The organism is Lactobacillus sp. W8093, from assembly GCF_016100925.1.
Lineage (GTDB): Bacteria > Bacillota > Bacilli > Lactobacillales > Lactobacillaceae > Lactobacillus > Lactobacillus helsingborgensis.
Genome location: NZ_JACFRL010000002.1, coordinates 19014 through 42468, shown reverse-complemented (window position 1 = coordinate 42468; position 23455 = coordinate 19014). Strand labels below are relative to the sequence as shown.

The 23455-nt window shown below is 38.5% G+C and carries 21 protein-coding genes; 9 read left to right on the top strand and 12 right to left on the bottom strand.

What is annotated here, in order from left to right; translation table 11 throughout:
* Window position 1: 1 nt before the first annotated feature.
* From H3T47_RS01480 to thiD, 6 genes are all read right to left on the bottom strand, one after another.
* A complete protein-coding gene (locus tag H3T47_RS01480) occupies window positions 2-1096 on the bottom strand; it encodes a DUF871 domain-containing protein (RefSeq protein ID WP_199282308.1) in 1095 nt (364 codons plus the stop codon).
* Window positions 1062-2354, bottom strand: a complete 1293-nt coding sequence (locus H3T47_RS01475; RefSeq protein WP_199282307.1) for a PTS sugar transporter subunit IIC — start codon at window positions 2352-2354, stop codon at window positions 1062-1064. The genes H3T47_RS01480 and H3T47_RS01475 overlap by 35 nt, the downstream gene beginning before the upstream one ends.
* A complete protein-coding gene (locus H3T47_RS01470; protein ID WP_046327757.1) occupies window positions 2351-2662 on the bottom strand; it encodes a PTS sugar transporter subunit IIB in 312 nt (103 codons plus the stop codon). Before H3T47_RS01470 ends, H3T47_RS01475 begins: the two co-directional genes overlap by 4 nt.
* A gap of 143 nt (window positions 2663-2805) precedes the next feature.
* On the bottom strand, window positions 2806-3780 hold the full coding sequence (locus H3T47_RS01465) for a LacI family DNA-binding transcriptional regulator (RefSeq protein WP_199282306.1): 975 nt from the start codon (window positions 3778-3780) through the stop codon (window positions 2806-2808).
* Window positions 3781-3967: 187 nt separating this feature from the next.
* Complete coding sequence (locus tag H3T47_RS01460) at window positions 3968-4639, bottom strand: type 1 glutamine amidotransferase (protein WP_187159677.1); 672 nt, start codon at window positions 4637-4639, stop codon at window positions 3968-3970.
* 65 nt (window positions 4640-4704) lie between these two features.
* Window positions 4705-5517, bottom strand: coding sequence for a bifunctional hydroxymethylpyrimidine kinase/phosphomethylpyrimidine kinase (gene thiD / locus H3T47_RS01455; RefSeq protein ID WP_233335807.1), 813 nt, complete (start codon window positions 5515-5517; stop codon window positions 4705-4707).
* A gap of 139 nt (window positions 5518-5656) precedes the next feature.
* On the opposite strand from thiD, the gene glpK reads away from it, so the two are divergent.
* The gene (glpK, locus tag H3T47_RS01450; protein ID WP_199282305.1) at window positions 5657-7159 is read left to right on the top strand and encodes a glycerol kinase GlpK; all 1503 of its coding nucleotides are present in this window, start codon (window positions 5657-5659) and stop codon (window positions 7157-7159) included.
* 21 nt (window positions 7160-7180) lie between these two features.
* Window positions 7181-7951 carry a tyrosine-protein phosphatase gene (locus H3T47_RS01445; RefSeq protein ID WP_038524568.1) on the top strand — a complete coding sequence of 257 codons (771 nt, stop codon included), beginning with the start codon at window positions 7181-7183 and terminating at the stop codon, window positions 7949-7951.
* Window positions 7952-8042: 91 nt separating this feature from the next.
* Here the strand turns inward: H3T47_RS01445 and H3T47_RS01440 are convergent, their stop codons facing one another.
* From H3T47_RS01440 to H3T47_RS01415, 6 genes are all read right to left on the bottom strand, one after another.
* Window positions 8043-9383 (bottom strand): MATE family efflux transporter, encoded by a 1341-nt coding sequence (locus H3T47_RS01440; protein WP_187159579.1) that lies wholly within the window; start codon window positions 9381-9383, stop codon window positions 8043-8045.
* 1 nt (window position 9384) lies between these two features.
* Entirely contained in the window at window positions 9385-11019 is a 1635-nt protein-coding gene (locus H3T47_RS01435; protein ID WP_052727790.1) for an amidohydrolase, read from the bottom strand.
* 230 nt (window positions 11020-11249) lie between these two features.
* Window positions 11250-12245, bottom strand: coding sequence for a response regulator transcription factor (locus H3T47_RS01430; RefSeq protein WP_199282304.1), 996 nt, complete (start codon window positions 12243-12245; stop codon window positions 11250-11252).
* Window positions 12246-12421: 176 nt separating this feature from the next.
* Window positions 12422-13891 (bottom strand): glycerol kinase, encoded by a 1470-nt coding sequence (locus tag H3T47_RS01425; protein ID WP_199282303.1) that lies wholly within the window; start codon window positions 13889-13891, stop codon window positions 12422-12424.
* A gap of 13 nt (window positions 13892-13904) precedes the next feature.
* Window positions 13905-14849, bottom strand: a complete 945-nt coding sequence (locus H3T47_RS01420; protein ID WP_199282302.1) for a transketolase family protein — start codon at window positions 14847-14849, stop codon at window positions 13905-13907.
* Complete coding sequence (locus tag H3T47_RS01415) at window positions 14842-15675, bottom strand: transketolase (protein WP_199282301.1); 834 nt, start codon at window positions 15673-15675, stop codon at window positions 14842-14844. Before H3T47_RS01415 ends, H3T47_RS01420 begins: the two co-directional genes overlap by 8 nt.
* A 136-nt stretch (window positions 15676-15811) precedes the next feature.
* On the opposite strand from H3T47_RS01415, the gene H3T47_RS01410 reads away from it, so the two are divergent.
* From H3T47_RS01410 to H3T47_RS01380, 7 genes are all read left to right on the top strand, one after another.
* Window positions 15812-16828, top strand: coding sequence for a LacI family DNA-binding transcriptional regulator (locus tag H3T47_RS01410; RefSeq protein WP_038524550.1), 1017 nt, complete (start codon window positions 15812-15814; stop codon window positions 16826-16828).
* A 111-nt stretch (window positions 16829-16939) separates the two neighbouring features.
* Entirely contained in the window at window positions 16940-18388 is a 1449-nt protein-coding gene (locus H3T47_RS01405) for an L-fucose/L-arabinose isomerase family protein (RefSeq protein WP_199282300.1), read from the top strand.
* 226 nt (window positions 18389-18614) lie between these two features.
* On the top strand, window positions 18615-19541 hold the full coding sequence (rbsK, locus tag H3T47_RS01400) for a ribokinase (RefSeq protein WP_199282299.1): 927 nt from the start codon (window positions 18615-18617) through the stop codon (window positions 19539-19541).
* Between the two features lies 1 nt (window position 19542).
* A complete protein-coding gene (gene rbsD / locus H3T47_RS01395; protein ID WP_187159586.1) occupies window positions 19543-19938 on the top strand; it encodes a D-ribose pyranase in 396 nt (131 codons plus the stop codon).
* A gap of 15 nt (window positions 19939-19953) precedes the next feature.
* Window positions 19954-21432: a sugar ABC transporter ATP-binding protein gene (locus H3T47_RS01390; RefSeq protein ID WP_199282298.1), complete on the top strand. Its 1479-nt coding sequence runs from the start codon at window positions 19954-19956 to the stop codon at window positions 21430-21432.
* 1 nt (window position 21433) lies between these two features.
* The gene (locus H3T47_RS01385; RefSeq protein WP_038524535.1) at window positions 21434-22399 is read left to right on the top strand and encodes an ABC transporter permease; all 966 of its coding nucleotides are present in this window, start codon (window positions 21434-21436) and stop codon (window positions 22397-22399) included.
* Window positions 22400-22430: 31 nt separating this feature from the next.
* Window positions 22431-23423, top strand: coding sequence for an ABC transporter substrate binding protein (locus tag H3T47_RS01380; protein ID WP_370448321.1), 993 nt, complete (start codon window positions 22431-22433; stop codon window positions 23421-23423).
* Window positions 23424-23455: the final 32 nt, after the last annotated feature.

Below are 23455 nucleotides of genomic sequence, written 5' to 3'. Positions count from 1 at the left end.
TTTAATAACTAGCAAGCTCAATAAATTTAAATTTGTCCCAGGGCTTGATAAAGTCGATATATTGCAAATCACTAGGGACTATCTGAGCAACAACATTTTTTAAATGATCATGATTATCCATGTTCTGTTTAACGATATTCAATTCACCCTTATATTGCTTGAAATCATTATTACCGATTGTAATCATTCCCCTTTTTAGGGTAGGTACAGGGTTATTCACAGGAATGTTTTGCTTATTGTATTTTAATTTAACAAAAGTAGAACGAATGGTATAGCTGTTAATGTCCCCACGATTAAAGTGTAGATTTTTAAGTACTATTTCTCTTTCAAGTTCAGTGGCTGTAGGAACGAAATCGATAAAAAATTGAGGAATATTCGAGCTTAACTTTGCCACCTTTTGTAATTCTTCATCGCTGGCAAATGCGTTACCAATTAAAATATCGTCGATCAGTTGAGTATTAATTAAATATTGCGCCTGCTTTTCAATTGGAATTCCGCGGTGAATTTCTAAAGTAGGGAGACCGGCATTATATGGATGTGGCCCAATTTTACCAGAATTTGAAGAAATAAAAGCTGCTGTCCTTAACCCGAGGTCATGATATTTTTTGGTTGTGTTCAAAAAGTATTCTGTGTCTAAGCCAGTGTAGCGCTGGGGATAAAAGTTGTGGCAACCAATAATTTTGTCTTTTATGGGGCTATAACTAAGGATGTTTTCCAAGTTCTTGGTGTCATTACTGATGTTGACTTCAATGGTTAGTCCTTCGGGATTGTAGGTCATAACTGATTCAGGCAGTCCGTCAAAGCTGGAATCTAGGCGTACAATATCAGCTCCTAATTCTTTAAAAAAAGAAAGGTCATTATAACTGACATGCAAACTGGCAAATAAAGCAGGATTAACGTCTAAGCTAACCCACATTTTTCTTGTTCGGGCGTGGGTTAATACCGTTTTAAATTTATTAAGAGTTTTTGACTGATCTTCTGTCAGCTCCAACAGACTGGTAAAAAGTCTGCTAAAGCCTAAATCAGCCGCTTTATCAATATAATTAATGCAATCAGCGACACTACTTTTGTTCGGATAGACTGATATCCCCTTCATTATTGCCTTCCTTTTCTAATTTTAATTGATTGTTGTCAAACATTTTGAAGAATGGATAGTATATGGTAAGCGAAATCAAGATATTGATTATGCACAAAACTATTGCGCGCCAGTCAAAGCCGGTAGACATCCAGGCACCAATAGGTCCTGGAAGCGTCCAAGCAACTACAGCTCTAGTGTATGCCACCAGGTGCAATTTCATTGCGCCATAGGTTACTGCCGCCATTGCAGTAGGGGCTAAGACAAATGGGATTGCAAAATACGGGTTCATGATAATTGGAATACCAAAAATTAACGGTTCATTAATGTTAAAAATAGCAGGAAGAATTGTTACTGTACCCATTGCTTTACTGAATTTTGATTTACTAAAGAAAAGTAGGAGTATAGATAATGACAGGGTAGCGCCTGCACCACCAATCCAGACAAACCATTGGAAGAATTGCTCGGTCATAAAGTGTACAGGAGCTTGACCGTGGGCAATTGCTGTTACATTGGCATTAAGGTTGGCATACCAGTATGGGTAAAGAATAGGGGTTGCGATAACCATACCGTGAACGCCGAACAGCCAAACAATTGTAATCAGTAAGACTGGAATAATAGCTGATAGGAAAGTGTCACGACCAAAGTACCCAATTGGGGAGAAGACCCAAGTCAAAATCTTATTGATATCTAATTTGAATATTTCTTTCAGAATAAACGAAACGACAATGATTAAAACACCTGGTATCAAGGCACTGAAAGATTTTCCGACAGCTGCCGGAACACCGTTAGGCATCTTAATAACTAAGTTGTGCTGGTTAAAGAACCGCACTATTTCAGTAGCAAAAATAGCACAAAGTATAGCAGTAAATAAACCTTGAGCGCCCATGTTGCCAATAGAAACGTAGGTCCCAGCTGCCAAACCAGCTTTAGGCTTGTTTAAAACCATAGGTTCAATAGCTAAAATGAAAAAAGACATTTCAGCTAAAACGCTGGTTGATATTGGATCAACTTTGTAATATTTTGACAAATGAGATGTGATTGAAAAAACACAGTAAATAGCCATTAGGTTAATGGAAAAATACATTGGCACCGATAGCATGGCTGCATAAGGCTTAATAAAATTATTCCATGAAGCAATTGGCAAGTTTAACAGGATAGTAAAGAAGGAGCCGATAATTGAAACAGGGATGATTACCGACATTCCGTCTCTAATAGCAGTTAGATAGCGGTTGTTGGCAATTTGTCCCATCTTTGCGGAAATGGCATCATAACTCATTTTTCAGCCTCCTGGTTAACTAATTCGTACAACTGGTTGATTTTAGCTGGCGTGTACATCGTCATGGGAATAAGAATAAATTTGGTATTTTTCTTAGCAGCTTCTTCTTCGAAGTCTTTTTTCTTAAAGGAAACTTGAGGGGCTAGAAGAATAAATTGATAATCTTCTTCATTCAAGTCGTCAGGCACCTTATCAATGCTGGTTTCATGAACTGTCCAATTTTGCCCATGTTTAGCTGCTTCATTTTGTAATGCGGTTGCTAACAGGGATGAACTCATACCACCACCACATGCTAGTAATATCTTCATAATTTTCCTCCTTATAATGAATCGTTTCAAATTTGTTAAAAACTAATAAATGTTGAACTAATAAATTAATATTTAGATCAAAATGAAACATTTCAAATTACAGATAAATTATATTACCATATTCAGCTTGCCGCAAGCGCTTCCTACATTTTGTGAAAAATATTATTGCAATAGATTGTTTGATAATTAGTTTGGTTTGACTTAGTCAATCTGTTAATTAATAGCCTGCCAGCAGTATTGCCAATTTGATCTAGAGGTTGTTCAATTGAGCTGATACCGGGATAAAAAATATCATTAATAAAAAAGTGATCGTATACTAAAAACTTAACTCTTTTATTACACCATTTTTGGTAATAAGCTTTGATCGCACCTAAAGACATATAATAATTAATAACAAATACTGCATCTAAATCTTTATTTTGATTGCTGAGATAATTAAATCCGTCATAACCAGATTTGATGGTATAATCGCCAGACCAAATGTACTTTTTACGCAGGGGTATATTATTTTGCAATAAGGCGTCTTCATAGCCTTGCTGCCTTTTTTGGGTAATATAATTATCCACCGAACCTGTAATGATGCCGATATTGCGGTAACCCTTTTTAATTAGATAATTAATGCCCGTCTTTGAAGATTCATAATTATTAACTACTACCGCATCTGATTTAAGCCCTTTAATCGGGGCGTCAATTGCGACAATGGGGATGTTCGTTTTGCTAATCTTATTGAGCATCGGCGTCACTTTATCTTGGTGAAAAACGACTAGGGCATCTATTGACCTGTTAATTAAAAAATCAATTTTTTGTTCAAGGCGTTTTTTGTCATCATGATAATCACAGACAATGATGCTGTAGCCAAATTGTTCCACATAAGTTTCAATCGCAGAAACGATTGACATGGAAAAATAATCGGTTAATTGATTAATGACAATTCCGATTGACATGGTTTTGTTTTTCTTTAAACCGCTGGCTATAATATTTTGATGGTAATCTAATTCTTTCATAGCCTGTTTTATGCGTTGAGCTGTGACTTTCTTTTGCTGTTTACCGTTGAGATAATTTGAAACCGAGCCTATTGATACACCAGCTAATGTTGCCACATCTTTAACTGTTGCCACTTTTATGACCTCTTTTAAAACTGTTAGAATAATAAAATTGTTATTACATTCATGATTTAAATATAAAAATTAAGTTAGTTAAAAAATAATCCGCATTTCTAAATACATAATAAAAGTATTGGTCTATACAAGTCCAATACTTACATATTAAATATTTGATTTTAAATAGTTTGCGGATAGCTATTTGTTATTGGGCATTTACCCGCTCATTATGCCATTCTAAAATCATTTTGACTATGGCATTCGCAACATTTAAGTTTTTTAATATTGGGCCATGAGAATATGTTCCAATAAAATTGCGGTAACGCAAACCTTCAACGTGGTCTTGGGGATTGTTGCCATAGCCTTCAATCATTTCGCCAAGAGGATGCAGCTTGTCTTTGTCATCAAAATAGGTTTGTCCTGAATGATTTTCAAAGGCTTTGACTTCACCCCATTCACTCATATAGCGTGTATCGCCAATCATGCGTTTGTCTGCTTTAAAGACAGTATGAAATGGTAGAATATCTAACCCTTTAATTGTGACGCCAGCATTAGTTTTGTAATAAGTTCCTACGAGCTGATAGCCGCCACAGACACCTAACATAGGTTTGCCTTCATTAATATACTTGGTTAATGTTTCCTTATGACGCGGTAAATCTTTGGCAACAACTGTCTGTTCAAAATCTTGTCCGCCGCCAAAAAAGATAAAGTCATAGTCAAAAGCATTAAACTTGGCGCCAAGAGAAATGTTATCAACTTGCGTGTGATAGTTTTGCTTTTTAAGTAAAAAACTAATAATTTTAACATCGCCTGAATCACCATAAGTATTCATCAGGTCTTCGTATAAGTATGCAACTTTGATTGTTTTATTCGTCATCATGCACCAACCTCTATTATCTTGTTTAAAGTATATCTTAATAGCTAGAAGTGGGCAAAGAATAGTTATTTAAGATTTTGCTGCGCTGCAAAATGATTGATTGGTCCATATTTTGAGCCAACTTCAATGGGATGGGCGATAGCTTCGTACGTGAAGTCCTTAGCAGTTTGCACACTGTCAATAATGGTCTGCCCCTTGGCTAATTCAGCAGCAATCACGGCAGAAAGGGTATCACCAGTGCCGTTAATTCTGTCTGTATTGATAAAAGGCTTGGAAAATTCATGGAATTTGCCGTCTGCCGTAAGTAATATGTCAGTTACTTGCGTCTGGCTGGAGTTGTCGTGGCGGCCTTTCATCAATACATTTTTGGCACCCATATTGTGCAGCTTTTTAGCGCCTGCATAAATTTCATCTTTGCTATTCAAATTTAAACCAGTCAGTTTTTGCTGCTCGTAAAAGTTAGGTGTGATAATGTCGGCAAGCGGCATTAACTGCTCGAGAAAGGCATTATAGGCATCGTCATCAAGCAGAGTGTCACCATGTTTGGTCATTATCACCGGATCAAGCACGATTTTACCCATATCATATTTGCGCAGATTAGCAGCAACACAGGCAATGACTTCCTTGTTAGCCAGCATACCGGTTTTAAGCGCACTAATTTTAAAATCATCATTTAAAACGTCAAATTGCTTTTGAATAAAAGAAATAGGCATGACTTCTTGAGCATAAATTCCAGTAGTGTTTCCAGCTACAGCAGCTGTTAAAAGGCCCATACCGTATACTTGGCGGGCATAAAATGAATGCAGGTCAGCAGTCATACCAGCGCTGCCATCGCTATCGTTGCCGGCAATTGTTAAAGCAATAATTTCTTTTCTCATTATTATGTATCCTCATTTTAATAAAAGCTCTATGTAACCAGTATAACTTAAAATAACTATAATGTTATAATTATTTCTTGTAAAAGCACTGCTGGGTAGTAAAATTAACTTAAATCGCTTTCTTTTGGAGAGGATACGTATGGTAAAAAAATATATTATGGCAATTGATGAAGGGACTACTTCAACCAGAGCAATGATCATTGATCATCAAGGTCAAAAAATAGCGTCTTCACAAAAAGAATTCCCCCAGTATTTTCCCCAGCCCGGTTGGGTAGAGCACAACGCCGAAGAAATTTGGCATGCAGTACAAAGCACTATTGCTAATGCCATGATTAATTCTGGTGTGCGACCAGAGCAGATAGCGGCAATTGGTATTACTAACCAGCGTGAAACCACAGTTATTTGGGATAAAAAAACCGGTAAGCCTATTTATAACGCAATTGTTTGGCAGTCGCGTCAAACTACCGCGTTGGCTGAAAAATTAAAAAATGACGGTTTTAGTGACCTGATCCATCAGAAAACAGGGCTGATTATTGATCCGTACTTTAGTGCAACCAAAATTCGCTGGCTTTTAGATCATGTTGCAGGAGCACAAGAAAGGGCTGAAAAAGGTGAATTGCTTTTTGGCACCATTGATAGTTGGCTCTTATGGAATTTGACCAATGGCGAAGTCCATGTGACCGATTATACTAATGCTTCCAGAACCATGCTTTTTAATATTCATGATCTAAAATGGGATGATGACATCTTAAAGCTGCTCAATATCCCTCAAGCAATGTTACCGGAAGTAAAGTCTAATTCTGAAGTATACGGTTATACTAAGTCCTATACTTTTTTCGGGGGCAAAGTGCCGATAGCTGGCATTGCCGGAGATCAGCAGGCAGCCTTATTTGGTCAGCTGGCCTTGAAGAAGGGTATGGTAAAGAATACTTATGGCACTGGTTCATTTATTGTGATGAACACGGGAAATGAACCGACAGAATCGGATAATAATCTGTTGACAACTATTGCTTATGGTCTAAATGGTGAAATTTCTTATGCTTTAGAGGGCTCTATTTTTGTTTCCGGCAGTGCGATCCAGTGGCTGCGTGACTCCATGAAAATGATCAAGACAGCTGCAGATTCAGAAAAAGCGGCCAAGCAGTCAAAGTCTGAAAACGAGGTTTATGTTGTTCCGGCATTTACCGGCTTGGGCGCGCCATACTGGGATTCGGAAGCACGTGGCGCCGTTTTTGGCATCACACGGGGAACAAACAACTACGATTTTATCAAGGCAACGTTGCAATCGCTGGCCTATCAAACACGTGATGTAGTTGACACAATGCAAGAAGATTCGGGCATTACAATTCCTGCTTTACGCGTTGACGGTGGCGCATCAAATAACGATTATCTGTTGCAATTTCAATCTGATATTTTAGGAATCAAAATAGAACGTGCTCAAGTATTGGAAACAACCTCAATGGGTGCAGCTTTCTTAGCTGGACTAGCTGTTGGTTATTGGCAAAACGTTGAGGAATTAAAGGATATTTTTGTTGTAGGTAAAACCTTTGCTCCGCAAATGTCACAGAGTGAAAGAGAAAATCTCTATCATGGCTGGAAGAAAGCAGTTAAAGCTACTCAACTATTTGCGCATGACAAATAAAAACATAGGGAGGTAAGAAGATTGGCACACGATCGCATAGTTGCATTAGACGGCCCAATGAATTTTCGGGATGTTGGCGGCTATCAAAATGCGGCTGGCAAAACAGTTAAATGGAATAAAATTTATCGTTCGGATTCGCTTAGTTCGCTAACGGCAAAAGATCAGGTTAAATTAGCCAAGTTGCGGGTCACTGTCGATTGTGATTTGCGCTCTGAATATGAAAAATCTTCCTCGCCTGATAATCCCTGGCCTGAGGTGGAATACGTTGATTTACCAATATATTCTGACGGCATCAGTGACAGACAGGATAATCGGGTCTACCGCTTTTTGCATCATATTCCCAATATGCAAAATAACTTTATTGGGCGTATATACCAGCAAACTTTATTAAGTTCACATAGTCAGGAAATGTTTGCACGCGTTTTTGCGGAACTACTGGAATTGCCGGCAGATGAGGCTTTAGTTTATCACTGTAGTGCCGGAAAGGATAGAACCGGTATGGTTTCGGCATTGATTTTAATGGCTCTGGGTATTGATGATGATACGATTGCCCGCGATTATTTATTAACTAACGAACTTTATGATTTTGCTGTTTCAAGACAACTGCCAAGTAATGATGAAATTACCCAAATGGTTTCTAAGATGAATGTCACTAAAGGAGAAGGTATTGCCATTCGCGGTATTACAGAAACTGTTCGCGGCGGTTGGGGCGGGTTCCCCACCTTTTTTACCAAAGTTCTGGGTTTTAGTGCTGAAGACCTAGCCCAACTGCAGCGCATGTATTTGGAATAGCAAAAATAGCCAGTAAAGTTTTAGACCAAGCAAAAAAGCCGCACATTATGTGCGACTTTTTTATTTGAAGCTTAAATTGGACAAATAATTTTTACATGTAATGATATTTCGTACGTGCCTTAAATAAGAAGAAGACGGATATAATTGCAGTAAATGCTTCAGCAACTGTTAAAGCGATCCAAATACCATTACCGCCAAAGATCATTGGTAAGACAATTAAACAAAGAATTGGCATTACTAATGACCGGCTAATTGAGATAACTAAAGGCATCATTGTATCATTGAATGCTGTTAACATGTCCTGAATACAAATATTTATACCCACAAAAACAAAGCATGTCGCAAAGAGCAGCCATTTTTGCTTACCCAAGATAAATTCTGGTGAGTTAGGTGATACGTAAATGCGCAGCACCGGATAAGCCATAAACCATGAGCCAACTCCGAATACGATTAATAAAACGAGGCAGGCTTTGACGTACTTTTTGAAAATATCTTTAATTTTGACGTAATTCTTTTCACCAATCAGATAACTGAAAATAGGACCAACGCCTTTGCCATAACCTAAGAATGGTGCTAAGAATAAGAACTGTGCGTAGAGGTAAATGGCGGCAACAGCTACGCCTTTTTCGCCGTAAAATTTCATTGCCTGAATATTGTAGACGGCAGTCATAACAGCGGTAGCGGCACTGTAGACAAAGTCAGCCAAACCTAATTTGAAACATTCCCAAATTTCACCGGGAGTTGCCTTTGGCGCTGCGTAGTGCAATGAATTTTTGTGAGAAATAACGGCAACCAATGACAAGATGGCTGAGAAAGCTACACCAGTGTTAAAGCCAAGTGCTGCACCGGCTGTGCCCATGTGCCAAACAGCCTGGTAAAGAAAGTCGGCTGCTAAAGTGACCAAACCACCGGCAATTGTGATAACCATACAATAAGTCGGTTTACCAGCTACCAATAGCCACATCTGGAAGTCGAGCTGAATACAATAAACAATCATAAAGTACTTATGTACTGACCAATAAGTTGCGCATACAGGAGCCAGTTTGGCATCAGCTCCAAGCATGAGCCAGACATTATTGCCCATTAAAGTAACGATAATTACCCAAACCAAAGTAATTAAAACTGAGCTAATAAGCATAAAAGTAAATAGCTGGTTGGCTTCTTTATCACGTTTTTCACCCATCATTTTGCCTAATACGGCAGTAGAACCGCCGGAAATCAAAAATGATATGGCTTCAATTACCGCCTGCACGGGGTAAATAATATTGATGGCAGATAGAGTAGCCGTACTATTGAAATTTGTCGCGATGGCCGTATCAAAGATTTGATAAATACCTGTCCATAATTGCAGCAAAATGGAGGGTACACCAAACATGAAAAGGGCGAAAAAGGTAAAATCGCGTGCTAATCGGTTAGTTTTTTCTTCTGCCATGCTACTTCTTACCTCTCGAGTAAACCATTTTACCGTCAATCATCGTGAAGATTGGCTTAGTATTGTGGATGTCATGTGGATTAATTGTAAATAAGTCTTGATCAAGTAGGACCATATCAGCGGCTTTACCAACTTCGATTGAACCAGTTTCTTTTTCACGGAAGTTTTGGAAAGCACCATTAATCGTGTAACTGGTGAGCATTTGTTCGACACTGACTCTTTCAGTTGGGTCCAAGACAGTCTTTTCACTCTTATCGCCGGGAGCACATCTGGTAACGCCAACTTCGATTGTTTCCATTGGATCAGGATTGGTCACTGGAAAATCAGTTGCGGCAGATACCAAAACGCCTTGATCCCAAAATGACTTTAACTTGTATTCACGTGAGGCTCTTTCTAAGCCCAAATACTTAACTTCCAAAGCGTCAAAGTAAATTGGGTCCTTGAAGAACCAAGCTGGATCACAGGCAGCAATGACTTTGTCTTTAGCCATTCTGGCAATGTCACTTTCACGAATGACCTGCAGGTGAGTTAAAGTTGGGCGCCAATCTTTTTTAGGCTTTTTGGCTTGTGCATACTCAATTCCAGTCAAAGCTGCATCAATTGCGGCATCTCCAATAACGTGGCAGTGAACTTGGAAGCCTTTCTCTTTAGCCCGCCGCATCATGTTGTTTAATTGCTCTTGTGTGCAGTTGAAGTTACCCCGGTATCCCGGTTTATGAACATAGTCGTCAAAGAAGTAAGCTGTGGCTGATTCAACCACGCCATCAACGACAAACTTCAGGTTGTTGCATTTATAATGTTTACCATGGTAAGCATCGCGAATAGCAGCAAAATCGTCTAATTTGTCGGGACTATCATGCTCAGGTCTAATGTGGAAGCCTGATACGACCTTTAACTTTAATTTTCCTTCGATATCCAATTCTTCCAGAGCCTGTTGTGCCCTTGTTTCATCACGCAAAATTGGCTCGTAGATTGAAGTCAACCCCATTGATAATAAGCGATCTTGCAGCCATAAAACGGCTTTTTTAATTTCTTCAACCGTATAATCCGGAACTGTCTTTAAAATATCGCCCATTGCCCATTCGCGAACTAAGCCTGTGGGCTCTTTGGTCTTAGGATCAAGAACGAACTCACCTTTTTCTTTGGAAACATAGCCTTTGCCGATACCGGCATTTTCAAGGGCTTTACTATTAACAATGTAAGAGTGTCCGTCAACTGATTGCAATAATACCGGCTTATCGCTGCATGCAGCATCAATCCATGATTTGTCGGGTCTTTCGGCAATAATAGCATTTTCCCAGCCAGTACCCATGTAATAATCACGATCTGGATGTTCAGCAACGTATTTTTTGATAATCTTCGTGTAATCATCTACACTTTTACCACCAGCTAACTGAATCTTATACATTCCTTCAGTTGCACCAGATGAAAAGTGCATATGGCTATCTGTCATTCCCGGGATAAATAGTCCGTTGTTATTAACAATATATTCGGTCTTAGGACCAATATAAGATTTCGCTCCGTCTTTAGAGCCTACATAAACAAATTTACCGTCTTTAACAGCAACTGCCTCAACATATTTATGCTTTTGAGCAGCAGTAAAAATTTTTCCTGTTAAAACATAATCTGCTTCCATAATTCCCATCTCTTTCACTAAATTTACCCATGTGACTAATAACACATGCGCTACAATTCATTATCCGCAAAAACACCATTTTCACATTAACCTAAAGATATATTTCTCTATATCTTTAGGCTACAAGGACTATGAGCTTAAGCTTAACGGGCATTAAAAAATCCAGGCTCATATTTCAAAATGAACCTGGATTTAGCCGCTATAGCGGCGTTACAAAGCAAAATGATTATCTAATGGTAATTCAAAAATTTATTAATCAGTTGGCTTCTGCGGGAAACTTCCATTTTATTTAAGATATTATGGACGTGAGCCTTAACAGTTCCAACGGTAATATAAAGTTTATCTGCGATTGCTTGGTTGCTTTCACCTTGCAAAACTAACAGTAAGACATCAACTTCTCTTTTGGTCAAGCCATAATGATCACAGAATTCGTGAACTTCTGCTTTTTGAAAAGATAAATCTTTGTTTTCATATTTTTGCACAGTATATTCACTAAGCCGTTGTTGCACCAAATTTTCCACTTGCCTGTGGGTGTATTCTTCATGTTCGTGTTTTGTAATAAATAAAATAACAATAGCTAAAATAAAGTAATAACCGTCTTCAATTAAGTTGACGTGATTTTCGTAAAACGGAAATTTAACATCGATAAGTCTTTGCCATTTTGAAAAGGCACCAATTTCAATTAAAGACAATCCCAGCGCGATAAACGAACAAATATAAAATATTTGCTGGTTCTGGAGCAGTTTTTTCCAGGGCAGACAAAAAAGCAGCAAAATAATGAACTGACAGATTTGATTAGTGCTTTTACCTGCAATATACCAATCGGCTGGATTGAGGGTAGTAAGAAAAATTACTTCTAGGATTAAAGAAGTTAGCGCCAAAATATTGGCTATTGGGATCACAGGTAACTTTTTATTCATATTAGTTAGTTCGTTAAGACAGAAGATAGTAATAATATTTTCACCAAAAGTAATGGTAAATTCCACCAGCAAGTACCAGTAGTTTAAGATTATTTTTCGACTGCCAACAGCAATAATGCTGCGGGTAACAAACTCATAGCCTGTTTCAAAAGTACTTTCAAAAATAAAAGAGATAAATAGCCATTTCAACAGTAAAAAGAGCTTCTTTTTTGATAAGTTATAAACAACGGCGCAGTTACAAACTACGCTCATAAAAAGAAGTATAAAAATAACGTCATAGACATAAATAAAGATATCATTGCGCATCGTTAAAATAACTCCGAGTAAGAATATTGATTCAGAATTACTAATTAAACTAATGATTTACTGAACCTATCTCTTTTTAGTATACGACAATTGCATTGCATGTGTGCCAACTATCTTAACGTTTTCATAATAAGATTTGTAATTGTCTTAATTAAATTAGCAAAAATGCACTCTTTTTATAATACGCTTTGCTTTGTTGAAAGAATATTAAGCCAATTTTCCCAGTCTTTGCGGTATAGTTGTGCTTGTGAAAACTTCATTTTAGGTGAATAAACCTTAACTGCCGCTATTTTATTATTATGGTTCATGGCATTCATAGCTGTTCCTATGGCACTCAATTCTGAAACAGCAGCAAGTTTAACTTGCATTTGGGTAATATCGCTTAAATATTGCATTAAATATTGATTTTGAATCATCCCGCCATCAACGTTAAGTTCCCGGTTAATTTGCGGAAATAATTTTTTCAGTTCACTAATAGTGTCGCTAATTTGGTAAACTAATGAATCTAACGTCGCTTTTACCAGTTCGTTTTTACCAGTGATAGTCGTCATTCCGACAAAAGCCGCTTTCATATCCGGCTGCCAGTAGGGTGCGCCTAGTCCAGCAAAGGCTGGGATTAAACAGGTGTGATCGTTGCGATTAGCTGCCAATGCTAAATTACTGGTTTCTTTAGGCGAACTAATCAGCTTTAAGTTATCCTTTAGCCAAGTAATGCAGGCGCCAGCGTAGTTAATATTACCTTCAAGCACATAGGAAATTTGCCCATTTAAAGACCAGGCAATCGAAGTATTAAGCTTATTTTGAATACTTCGCGGCAGATTGCTGCCAATATTGAGCATCACGGAAGAACCTGTCCCAAAGGTAACTTTGAAATCTCCTGCATTAAAACAGCCATGAGCATATAACGCAGCTTGTGAGTCACCCAGAACACTCATGATCGGGATAGAGTGGTTAAGCAATCCGAATAAATTCGTATTACCAAAGTGGGAATTAGAGTCAACGATTTCAGGCAGGCTTTCAATTGCGATACCAAAAATAGCTCCTAACTCTTGATCCCATTTTCCTGTATGGATGTTCATTAACTGGGTCCGGCAGGCATTTGAAGGTTCTGTTTTAAAACTCTTTTTATTAGTCAGTTGGTAAATTAACCAACTGTCCATAGTCCCTAAGCAGAGATCGCCTTTTTCCTGGGCTTGAATTACTTTGGCCTCATGAAGCAGCATCCAGCCCCATTTAGCTCCGGTAAAGTAGGGCGAGAGCGCCAGGCCAGTTTTTGTTTTGACTGTTTCTGCTAATTTTGGATAAGAGATAGATTTGATCAGTTTTTCAGCACGATTGTCCTGCCAAACTATGGTGTTACAAAGGGGCGTACCTGTTTTTTTCGACCAGGCAGCTGCAGATTCACGTTGATTTGTGATTGCTAAGGCTGTCAGTTGGTCAGGTTTGACCTGCATAAGGGCAGCTTCAAAGAGCTTTTTCAAATTGGCCTTGATTTCACTTAAATCGTGGCTAATCCATCCGTTCCTGCTGACTATTTGTTTATGAGGCAAGCTGGTTTTCCAAAAAATCTGGTTATTTTGATCAATAAGAAGAACTTTTGTACTCTGCGTACTCTGATCAATTGTTAAAATATATTCTTCAGGCATAAATTACCGGCTTCTATTTAGACAAAAAACTTTTGACAGACTTCTTGATGCCGGCGGTGTCAAGTCCATAATAATGAAAGACTTCGTCTTGTGTTCCTTGAATTGCCGGTTCGTCTGGAAAGCCTAAAATTTTAAGTTTGGCATGACCGTACTGTGCCACTTCACATGCTATGGCGGCACCGATGCCGTTAATAACGTCATGTTCTTCTATAGTTACTAAATAATTAAATTTTTGTGCTAAGGCGGCAATCATTTTGGTATCAAGCGGCTTGATTGAAGCAAGATCAACCACTGCAGCTTGTATGCCGTCCTTAGCCAGTTCTTTAGCGGCTTGAAGGGCAAAGTATAATGTCTCGCCAGTAGAGATTAAGCAAACGTCTTTACCGGGAAGGATTACTTTGGCCTTGCCGGGAGTGAAATGAAAGTCTTCGTGGTAAACATTGTCCAGTTTACGTTTACCAATGCGCACATAAGCAGGCTTATCTGACTTAAGCAGATATTTGAATAGTGCTTTGATTTGGTATTTATCACATGGTTGGTAGACTTCTAGGTCAGGAATTGCCCGCGTAATTGCCACATCGTTAAGTGAATGGTGCGTATTGCCCAGCCAAGTGTATGAATTACCGCCAGAAATACCAATGAGTTTAACGTTATTGTGGTTAAATGCTACATCGACTTTGACTTGTTCAATTGCTCGCATGGCCAGAAATGAAGCTGGAGAAAAGACATAGGGATGCTTACCTTCATGAGCCATACCTGCGGCTACAGTTACGGCGTTTTGTTCAGCTATGCCCATTTCTATGGTTCTGTCGGGATGTGCGTTAGTGAAAGGAACTAGTCCTGCCGATCCCCGAGAATCGCATGTGACCACTATTAAATCTGGATCGCTAGTAGTTGCCTCGTCTAGCGTTTTTGCAATGACTGCATTTGCAGTTAATTTTTCATCCAACTTATTCATTATTTAACGCCTCCATTTGTGCATCTAATTCCTGTAGTCCTGCTTGGTATTCAGTTGCAGTAGGAATTTTATGGTGCCAATCCGCTCTGTTTTCGGCTGCTGAAATACCTTTGCCCTTGACCGTATTAGCAATAATCAGGCGTGGCTTGTTGGTGTCATTTGGCTTAGTTAAAATATTAACCACATCGCCCATATTATTGCCATTAACTTCCAAAACATCCCAGTTGAATGCACGGTATTTGGTGCTTAGCGGGTTTGAGCGCATCACTGAATCGGTAGTGCCGGAAATTTGCAGGTCATTGTGGTCAATAATGGCCGTGAGATTGTCTAAGTTATAATTGCCAGCTGCCATTGCGGCTTCCCAAATTGATCCTTCAGCTTGTTCACCGTCACCCATTAAAACGTAAATGTGTTTGCGTGACTGCTTCATCTTAGCTGCAAGAGCGACGCCAACGCCTAAACCTAGCCCATGACCCAGTGAGCCCGTATGAAATTCCATGCCTTTGACTTCAGTAGTTGGATGGCCAATATAGGGGCTGTTAAAAGTAGAGTACCTTTTTTCAAGGTCAACGCGATCTATATAACCTTTATCAGCTAAAATTTCGTACCAGATTTCAACAGCATGACCCTTACTTTGAATATACGTGTCAACATCTTTTTGACCAATATTTTCTGCGTTTTGGTTCATAACCGCATAGTATAAAGCAACTAAGATATCAGCACAGGATAAGTCAGAACCGGTGTGACCGTTTTGGTGATTATAGATTAGCTGCCATGTTCTTTTTCTTAGTGCAACAGCCTTCTTTTTTAATTCAAGAATATTCATGAAAACACCTCATTATCAAAAATAATTACTTGTAATTGCTTACACTGATAGAGTATCATGCTTATAACTAGTTTAGTTATATTGATTAGTTAGTTTAGCTTATATTAGTAAACAATATTATTAAAGAGATGATTTTTTGAACCTAAAAATGAGTGATATTGCAAAGATAGCGGGCGTTTCTAAAGCCGCTGTTTCTTTTGCTCTAAATGGCAAGCCGGGTGTAAGCGAAAAAACCAGAAAAAAGATTTTTAAGGTTATTAAAGATCAAGGTTATGAGCCGCTACGCAAACATAAAAAAGGCGGGGTTCGCAAATTGGCCAGTATCAGTCTGATCATCATTCGCGATCGAGCTGGAATGATGAATCGGAGCTATGCCAGTCTGCCCTTTTTTGACACCTTAATATCTAACTTAACGCAAAATATTGGCGGTTTTGGCGGACAAGTCCAAATTGTGCAACTGGATATCAATCACTTGCAAGATAATCTGAATGAAAATACAGCACTGCTGCAGTCTAAGGCTTCAATTGTGCTGGCAACCGATCTGAATAAAAAGCAAGTTAAGTTAATAAATCAAAAACTAAAAAATGTGATCTTTATTGATACGTATTTTAAAGATGTAAATGCCGATTTTATCTCAATTGATAATTTTCAGGGGGCATATTTAGCAGGTAAATATATTTTGGCTAAAGGCTATCGGAAAATAGGCTATGTTGCTTCTAACCATAGTATTCCCAATTTTGCGCAAAGACGGGCAGGCTTTACCCAGGCCCTAAAAGAGAAAAACATTGAAATTCCGCCGGAATTTATTTTTAGCTTAAATCCTACTGAACTTAGAGGAGCCTTGCCGCAATTTATCCATTTGAGCAAAGTTTTTCCTGAAGTACTTTTTTGTGAAAATGATTATATGGCCCTACGTTTGGTCAAAGAATTTACAAAAGAAAAAATTAGAGTGCCCCAAGATATAGCAATCATGGGCTTTGATGATATTTTTGAAGACACGATGGTTACGCCTGAATTAACAACGATTCACGTCCCGATAACGCAGATTGTCAGCCAAGCAATTAATCAATTACAAAACAAAGCTGCTGACCACAATTGGCTGCCCCAAAAGTGCTTTATCTCAACCAAATTGGTTAAGAGGGAATCATTATAAAAATAGTTTAGTCTAATTAAGTAAAAACAGTATTGAATGGTCTTCTAGTTTAGTTTATATTTTGCTTTGGAAGCGAATACAAATATAAAAAATTAGGAGGCTCTTTTTTTAATGGTTAATAATAAAAGTTTACAAAAAATAAAAATTGGCTTTGTACCAACTAGAAGAAACATTTTCTCAGCAACAGCAGCGATTGAATTTGCAGATAAAACCCGTAAAAAATTAGATGAATTGGGAATTAACTACGTTGATATTAAAGAAGTTAATGATGATGGACTTCTTTATGATGATGACGGACTCGAAAAAATAACCCAGAAATTTAAAGCGGCGGCTATTGATGGTTTGTTTATTGCAAACGAAAATTTTGGTACCGAGTATGAAGTTGCACGTCTAGCAGCTAAATTCAACGTACCTGTTCTTTTGTGGGGACCAAAAGACGAGGCACCGGCTCCCGACGGTTCAAGGAGGCGCGATACGCAATGTGGTCTATTTGCTATTGGTAAAGTTCTGCGTCACTTTAATGTTCCTTTTACCTATATTAGAAATAGCGATATTGCTGATCCGTCATTCAGCCGCGGAGTAATTGATTTTGTGAAGGTATGCAATGTTGTGAAAACTTTTAGGAATACCCGTGTTTTGCAGATAGGTCCTCGTCCCTTTGATTTCTGGTCAGTTATTGTCAATGAAGGCGAATTATTGGAAAAATTCGGTATTCAACTTTCACCAATCCCTTTAGGTGAGCTTACTTCATATATGAATGATTTAATTAAGAAAAACGATCCGCGCATTTCAGAGACTAAAGATACTTTTAGAAAATGGGCAGATATTAAAATTAAGGAAGATGATTTTACTAAAGTCGCTGCCTTGAAATTGGCTATGCAAGATAAAATGAAGCAATATGGTTGCAACTGTGGCACTATTCAATGCTGGACGGAGCTGCAGCGTGAAATCGGAATTTTGCCGTATGCTTCTGAGGCTTTGCTCCAAACAGAAGGACTGCCGGTAACCTGCGAGACCGATATTAACGGGGCAATTTCAGAAGTCTTGGCAGAATCTGCTACGCTTGGGGATGAAAGAGCGTTATTTGCTGATGTCAACTGCCGCCACCCTGAAAACGAAAACGGCGAATTGTTGCAGCATCTGGGTACATTTGCCTTCCAAACGGCTAAAAACCGTCCGGTTTTGCCACCATCGCACTTTGTATTTGATTATCCCGGTTCTGCTGCTTTTCAGGCTAAAGACGGCACTTATACTTTAGTTCGTTTTGACGGTGACCACGGCAAGTATTCTATGCTGCTGGGCAATGCTAAAACTTGTGCGGGTCCGTATGAACAAGGAACTTATGTTTGGTTTGAATTTAAGGATCTAAACCGTTTTGAAGCAAAATATGTCTATGGTCCTTATATTCACCACATGGCTGGCGTCCGTGCCGACGTTGTGCCAATTCTTGCTGAAGCAGGAAAGTACATTAACGTTGAACCAGATTATTTTGACCCGATTAAAGATAAAGTTGCAGCATATTGGTACGGCGACTATGAATCAATTTTAACTGATAAATAAAAATTACTTTTTAAAGTTAGTAATTGTTAAGGCAAGAATATTCCCATATTCTTGCTTTTTTTGTGCTCTAACGGCAACTAAACCAAAACTAAAATAAAATTTTATTATCAACTGCTATTGAAAGCGATTGCATTAACTGGGATAATGAAATTTGTGTAAGGCTCTGTATATTAAAGCCTTAAGTCAGATAAAGCTTAATACTTGTTTTTAGTGAGAGGGGGAAAACATGAGTATTAATATCTCGGTTCTTGGCAGTATCAATTTAGATACTACTTATCACATTACTCATATCCCGTTACCTGGTGAAACGCTCCAAGTAAATAAGAAAACGTATGCTGGTGGCGGAAAAGGAGCTAATCAAGCAGTGGCTGCACAGCGTAGCGGTGCTACTGTTCATTTTATCGGCGCAGTAGGCAACGATACTGCAGGGAAATTCATGTTAGAAACAATGGGCAAGGAAAACATTGATTTAGTTAACGTCGAAGTTAAAGAAAACGAGCAAACAGGTGCGGCTACAATTTTGCTTGATAAGAATGGGCAAAACAGTATTTTGGTTTATGCCGGAGCTAACAGTTTAATTAGTCATAAGCAGATAGTTAAAGCAGAAGATGTGATTGCAAAGTCTCAGTACATTATTGCGCAGTTTGAAACGCCAATTAAAGCAACTCTTGAGGCTTTTAAGATTGCTAAAAAACATGACGTGATAACTATCTTAAATCCTGCTCCAGCCGCAAAAATTAGTGATGAACTACTGGAATTAACGGACATTATTACTCCTAACGAAACAGAAAGTGCCTTTATTACAGGCATCAAAGTCAAGGACCAAAATGCAATGCACGAAACAGATATGTATTTTAAGAAAAAGGGAGTAAAAGTAACATTAATTACTTTAGGTTCGCGCGGAGTACACTGTTCAATTGGTTCCATCAGCCAATTAGTTCCTGCACACAAAGTCCATGTAGTAGATACTACGGGAGCCGGAGATACTTTCGTTGGTGCAATGGCATCCATATTAAAACCAGATTTTTCAAATATTTTTGAAGCGATTGATTATGGTCAAAAAGCTTCATCAATCACCATTGAAGTTATGGGTGCGCAACCTTCAATTCCTACCAAAGAAAAGGTTGAGCAGGTGTACGGAAAGGAAGATTAATATGAAGAAAACAGGTATTTTAAATTCTAATATCTCTCGTGTCGTGGCTGACATGGGGCACATGGATTGGCTAGGAATTGGTGATGCGGGGACGCCCGTACCGCCAGAAACAGAAAAAATTGATTTGGCAGTTTCTGCCAACCTCCCCTCATTTACGCAAGTTTTAAAAGAAGTTCTTAAAGAATTGGCTGTGCAAAAAGTTTATGTTGCTGAGGAAATTAAGAAACAGAACCCACAGCAGTTAGAAAACATTAAAGCAATTTTGCCAAACGTTAAAATTGAGTTTATTCCTCACAGTGAATTAAAGCAGGATTTACGCAGGGCAAAAGCTTTTATTCGAACAGGAGAAGAGACGCCTTTCTCAAACGTAATTCTCGAAAGTGGTGTGATTTTTTAGGAGGTGAGCCTTTTCATGCAAATTGAAATGAAAGGGATTGAAAAATCTTTTGGAACCAATAAAGTTTTACGGGGCGTGGATTTTGACGTTCATTCTGGCGAAGTCCATGCGTTAATGGGCGAAAACGGCGCCGGCAAGTCTACTTTAATGAATATTTTAACTGGCTTACTAAAAAAAGACGCGGGCTCAATTAAAGTTGACGACCACGACACTACCTACGCCAGCGCATTAGACGCGGAACATCATGGCATTAGTTTTATTCACCAAGAAATGAACAACTTTGCCGAAATGAGCGTTGTCGATAATATGTTTTTGAATAAAGAAATTAAAACTAAGCTGGGCCTAGTTGATCAAAAGAAAATGAGAAAAGAAGCTCAGCAGTATTTGGTGAATTTAGGTTCAGACATTGATGTTGACAGTAAAATGGGCGACTTGACTGTAGGTCAGCAGCAAATGGTGGAAATAGCTAAGTCTCTGATGATTAACGCCAAAATAATTATTATGGACGAGCCTACTGCCGCACTGACTGAGAATGAAACTGCTATTTTATTCAAAACAATTAGAGAATTAAAGTCTAATAACGTCGGTTTTATTTACATCTCGCACAGAATGGAAGAACTTTGGCAAATATGTGACCGGGTAACAGTTATGCGTGATGGCTTATCAGTCAACACTTATCAGACCAAAGACGTTGCCGAAAATCAAATCGTTCACGACATGGTAGGCCGTGACATTGGCGACTATTATCCTGGCCGCCACCCGCATTTGGGAGAAGTGGCATTAAAAGCTGAACATTTATCAGGCAAGAAGTTTCACGATATCAGTTTTGAAGTCCACGAAGGAGAAATTTTAGGATTTTCCGGCTTGATGGGAGCTGGCAGAACGGAAACCATGAGGGCCTTATTTGGAATTGACAAATTAAGCTCCGGTAAAATCTATGTCGCAGGCAAGGAAACAAAATTAACCAGTCCCAGCGTCTCCATTAAAAAGGGCATTGGCTTTTTAACTGAAGATAGAAAAAATGAGGGTCTGATCACTGAACAATCTTTAGAAGATAATATTGCCCTGCCAAGTATTGATACTTTCCGTAAGCATGGCATTATTGACAAAAAAGCAGAAGATAAATTTGCTGACATGCTGATTAAGCGGTTAACAGTGAAGGCTAATAATGCGCAAGTAACGGCCGGCAGCTTGTCAGGCGGTAACCAGCAAAAGGTTGTTTTAGCTAAATGGGTTGGCAGCGGCTCCAAGATTTTAATTTTGGATGAACCAACTCGTGGAGTTGACGTAGGTGCCAAGAAAGAAATTTATGAACTGATGAATCAGTTAACCGACAGACACGTAGCCATCATAATGATTTCTAGTGACCTGCCTGAAGTTCTTAGTATGAGTGATCGTATTGAAGTGCTGTATGAAGGTAAACAAATGGGCGTCATTAATGCCCAAGGTGCAACTCAAGAACAAGTGATGAAATTAGCTACAGGAGGAAAGTAGAATGGACAAGGCAAAAACAACAAAAAAGAAATTTGATTTTACGAAATACATGGCGCTCGTGGCCTTAATAATTTTAGTAATTATTATTACAGTTTTAAACCCACAATTTATTGCGCCAAATAACTTATTAAATTTGCTTCGTCAAGCATCGGTCAACGCTCTAATCGCCTTTGGAATGACATTTGTTATTCTTACTTCCGGTATTGATTTATCTGTCGGTTCTATTTTGGCTTTCACAGGAGCTATCAGTGCCAGCTTGATTCTAGGAGGCACACCTGCTTGGCTTGCCGCATTAATTGGTCTTGCAATCGGAGCTTTATTGGGAGCTCTCAATGGTGTATTCATCACCTGGGGCAAAGTTACCCCCTTTATTGCCACCTTGGCTACTATGACTATTTGGCGCGGTGCCACATATGTCTTCACAGGTGGCAATCCTATTACTGGCGGTAAAATGAATACCAGCTTTTTCTTCCAATTTGTAGGGCAAGGCTATTTATTTGGTATTCCATTTCCAGTAATTATTACTCTGATTGCATTTATTATTTGCTACGTTCTACTTCATAAAACTGCTTTTGGTCGTAAGACCTTCGCGTTAGGCGGCAATGAAAAAGCTGCGTTTGTGGCTGGTGTTAAAACTAAGAAATTATTGATTATTATCTACACGATTTCTGGTTTATTTGCGGCTTTGGCTGGCTTTATACTAACTTCAAGATTAGGTTCAGCCCAGCCCGATGCAGGTATGTCTTATGAAATGGACGCTATTGCTTCCACTGTTATTGGTGGTGCCAGCCTGATGGGCGGTAAAGGAAGAATGGCAGGGACTCTCGTGGGTGCTTTGTTAATTGCTTCTTTAAGCAATGGTATGAATTTACTCGGGATTAATAGTTTCTATCAACAAATTGTTAAAGGTGTCGTAATTTTAATTGCGGTTATGATTGATTCCCAAACACAAAAGAACAGGGAATAAAATTATTTTTAGAGGAGAAATAATGATGAATATTAAAAATTTTTCCAAACGATTGATGAAAATTGCTACTGCAGCTTCTGTCTTGCTTTTAGCAGGGGGAATACTTGCGGGCTGTGGTTCCACAGGCTTAAGCAACAGTTCGGGTTCGTCTTCTAAAGTAGAAAAGAAGGCACCAAAAGATTTGAAAATTGGTGTGTCTATCTCAACATTGACTAACCCTGCTTTTGTTAATTTAAAGAATGTTATTAGTGACTATGCTAAAAAGCATGGTTCAAAGGTCATCATCGATGACGCAAATAATGATACTTCAAAGCAAAATAACGACGTTGAAGATTTAATCACACAAAAGGTAGATGCCTTAATTATCAACCCTTGTGATTCTTCAGCTATTTCTACAGTAGTTAAAAAAGCTAATGATGCTAAAATTCCTGTAATCTGTGTTGACCGTAGTGCTGACTCCGGTAAAGTAGTTTCAACAGTTGCTTCTGACAATATTGCCGGAGGTAAAAAAGCTGCTAATTGGTTAATTGAAAAATTAGGCGAAAATGCTAAAATTGCTGAAATTCAAGGAATTCCTGGAGCTTCTGCCACACGTGAACGTGGTAAAGGTTTTGATAGTATTGGTGATAAGAAATTAAATATTGTGACTAAGCAGACCGCTCAGTTTGACCGTGCCAAGGCCCTGACCGTTACCGAAAACATTTTACAAGCTCATAGCGATATTAAAGGTATTTTTGCCCAAAACGACGAAGAAGCAGTTGGTGCAGCTCGAGCTGTTAAAGCAGCTAACAAGAAAATAACTATCATTGGTTTTGATGGTACTCTTGCCAGCTTGAATTTAATTCAAAAGGGTCAAATTACGGCTACTGTTGGTCAGCAATGGAATAAGATAGGTCAAGAATCTGTCCAAAAGGTTTACGATCACTACCAGAATAAGAAGGTTCCTAAGAACGACAAGGTAGCAGTCAAGATTATTACTAAGAATAATGTAGCTTCATTTAAGAAGCAAGTTTACAACAAATAATAATACCAATTGTTGATAGATTATTAATAAAA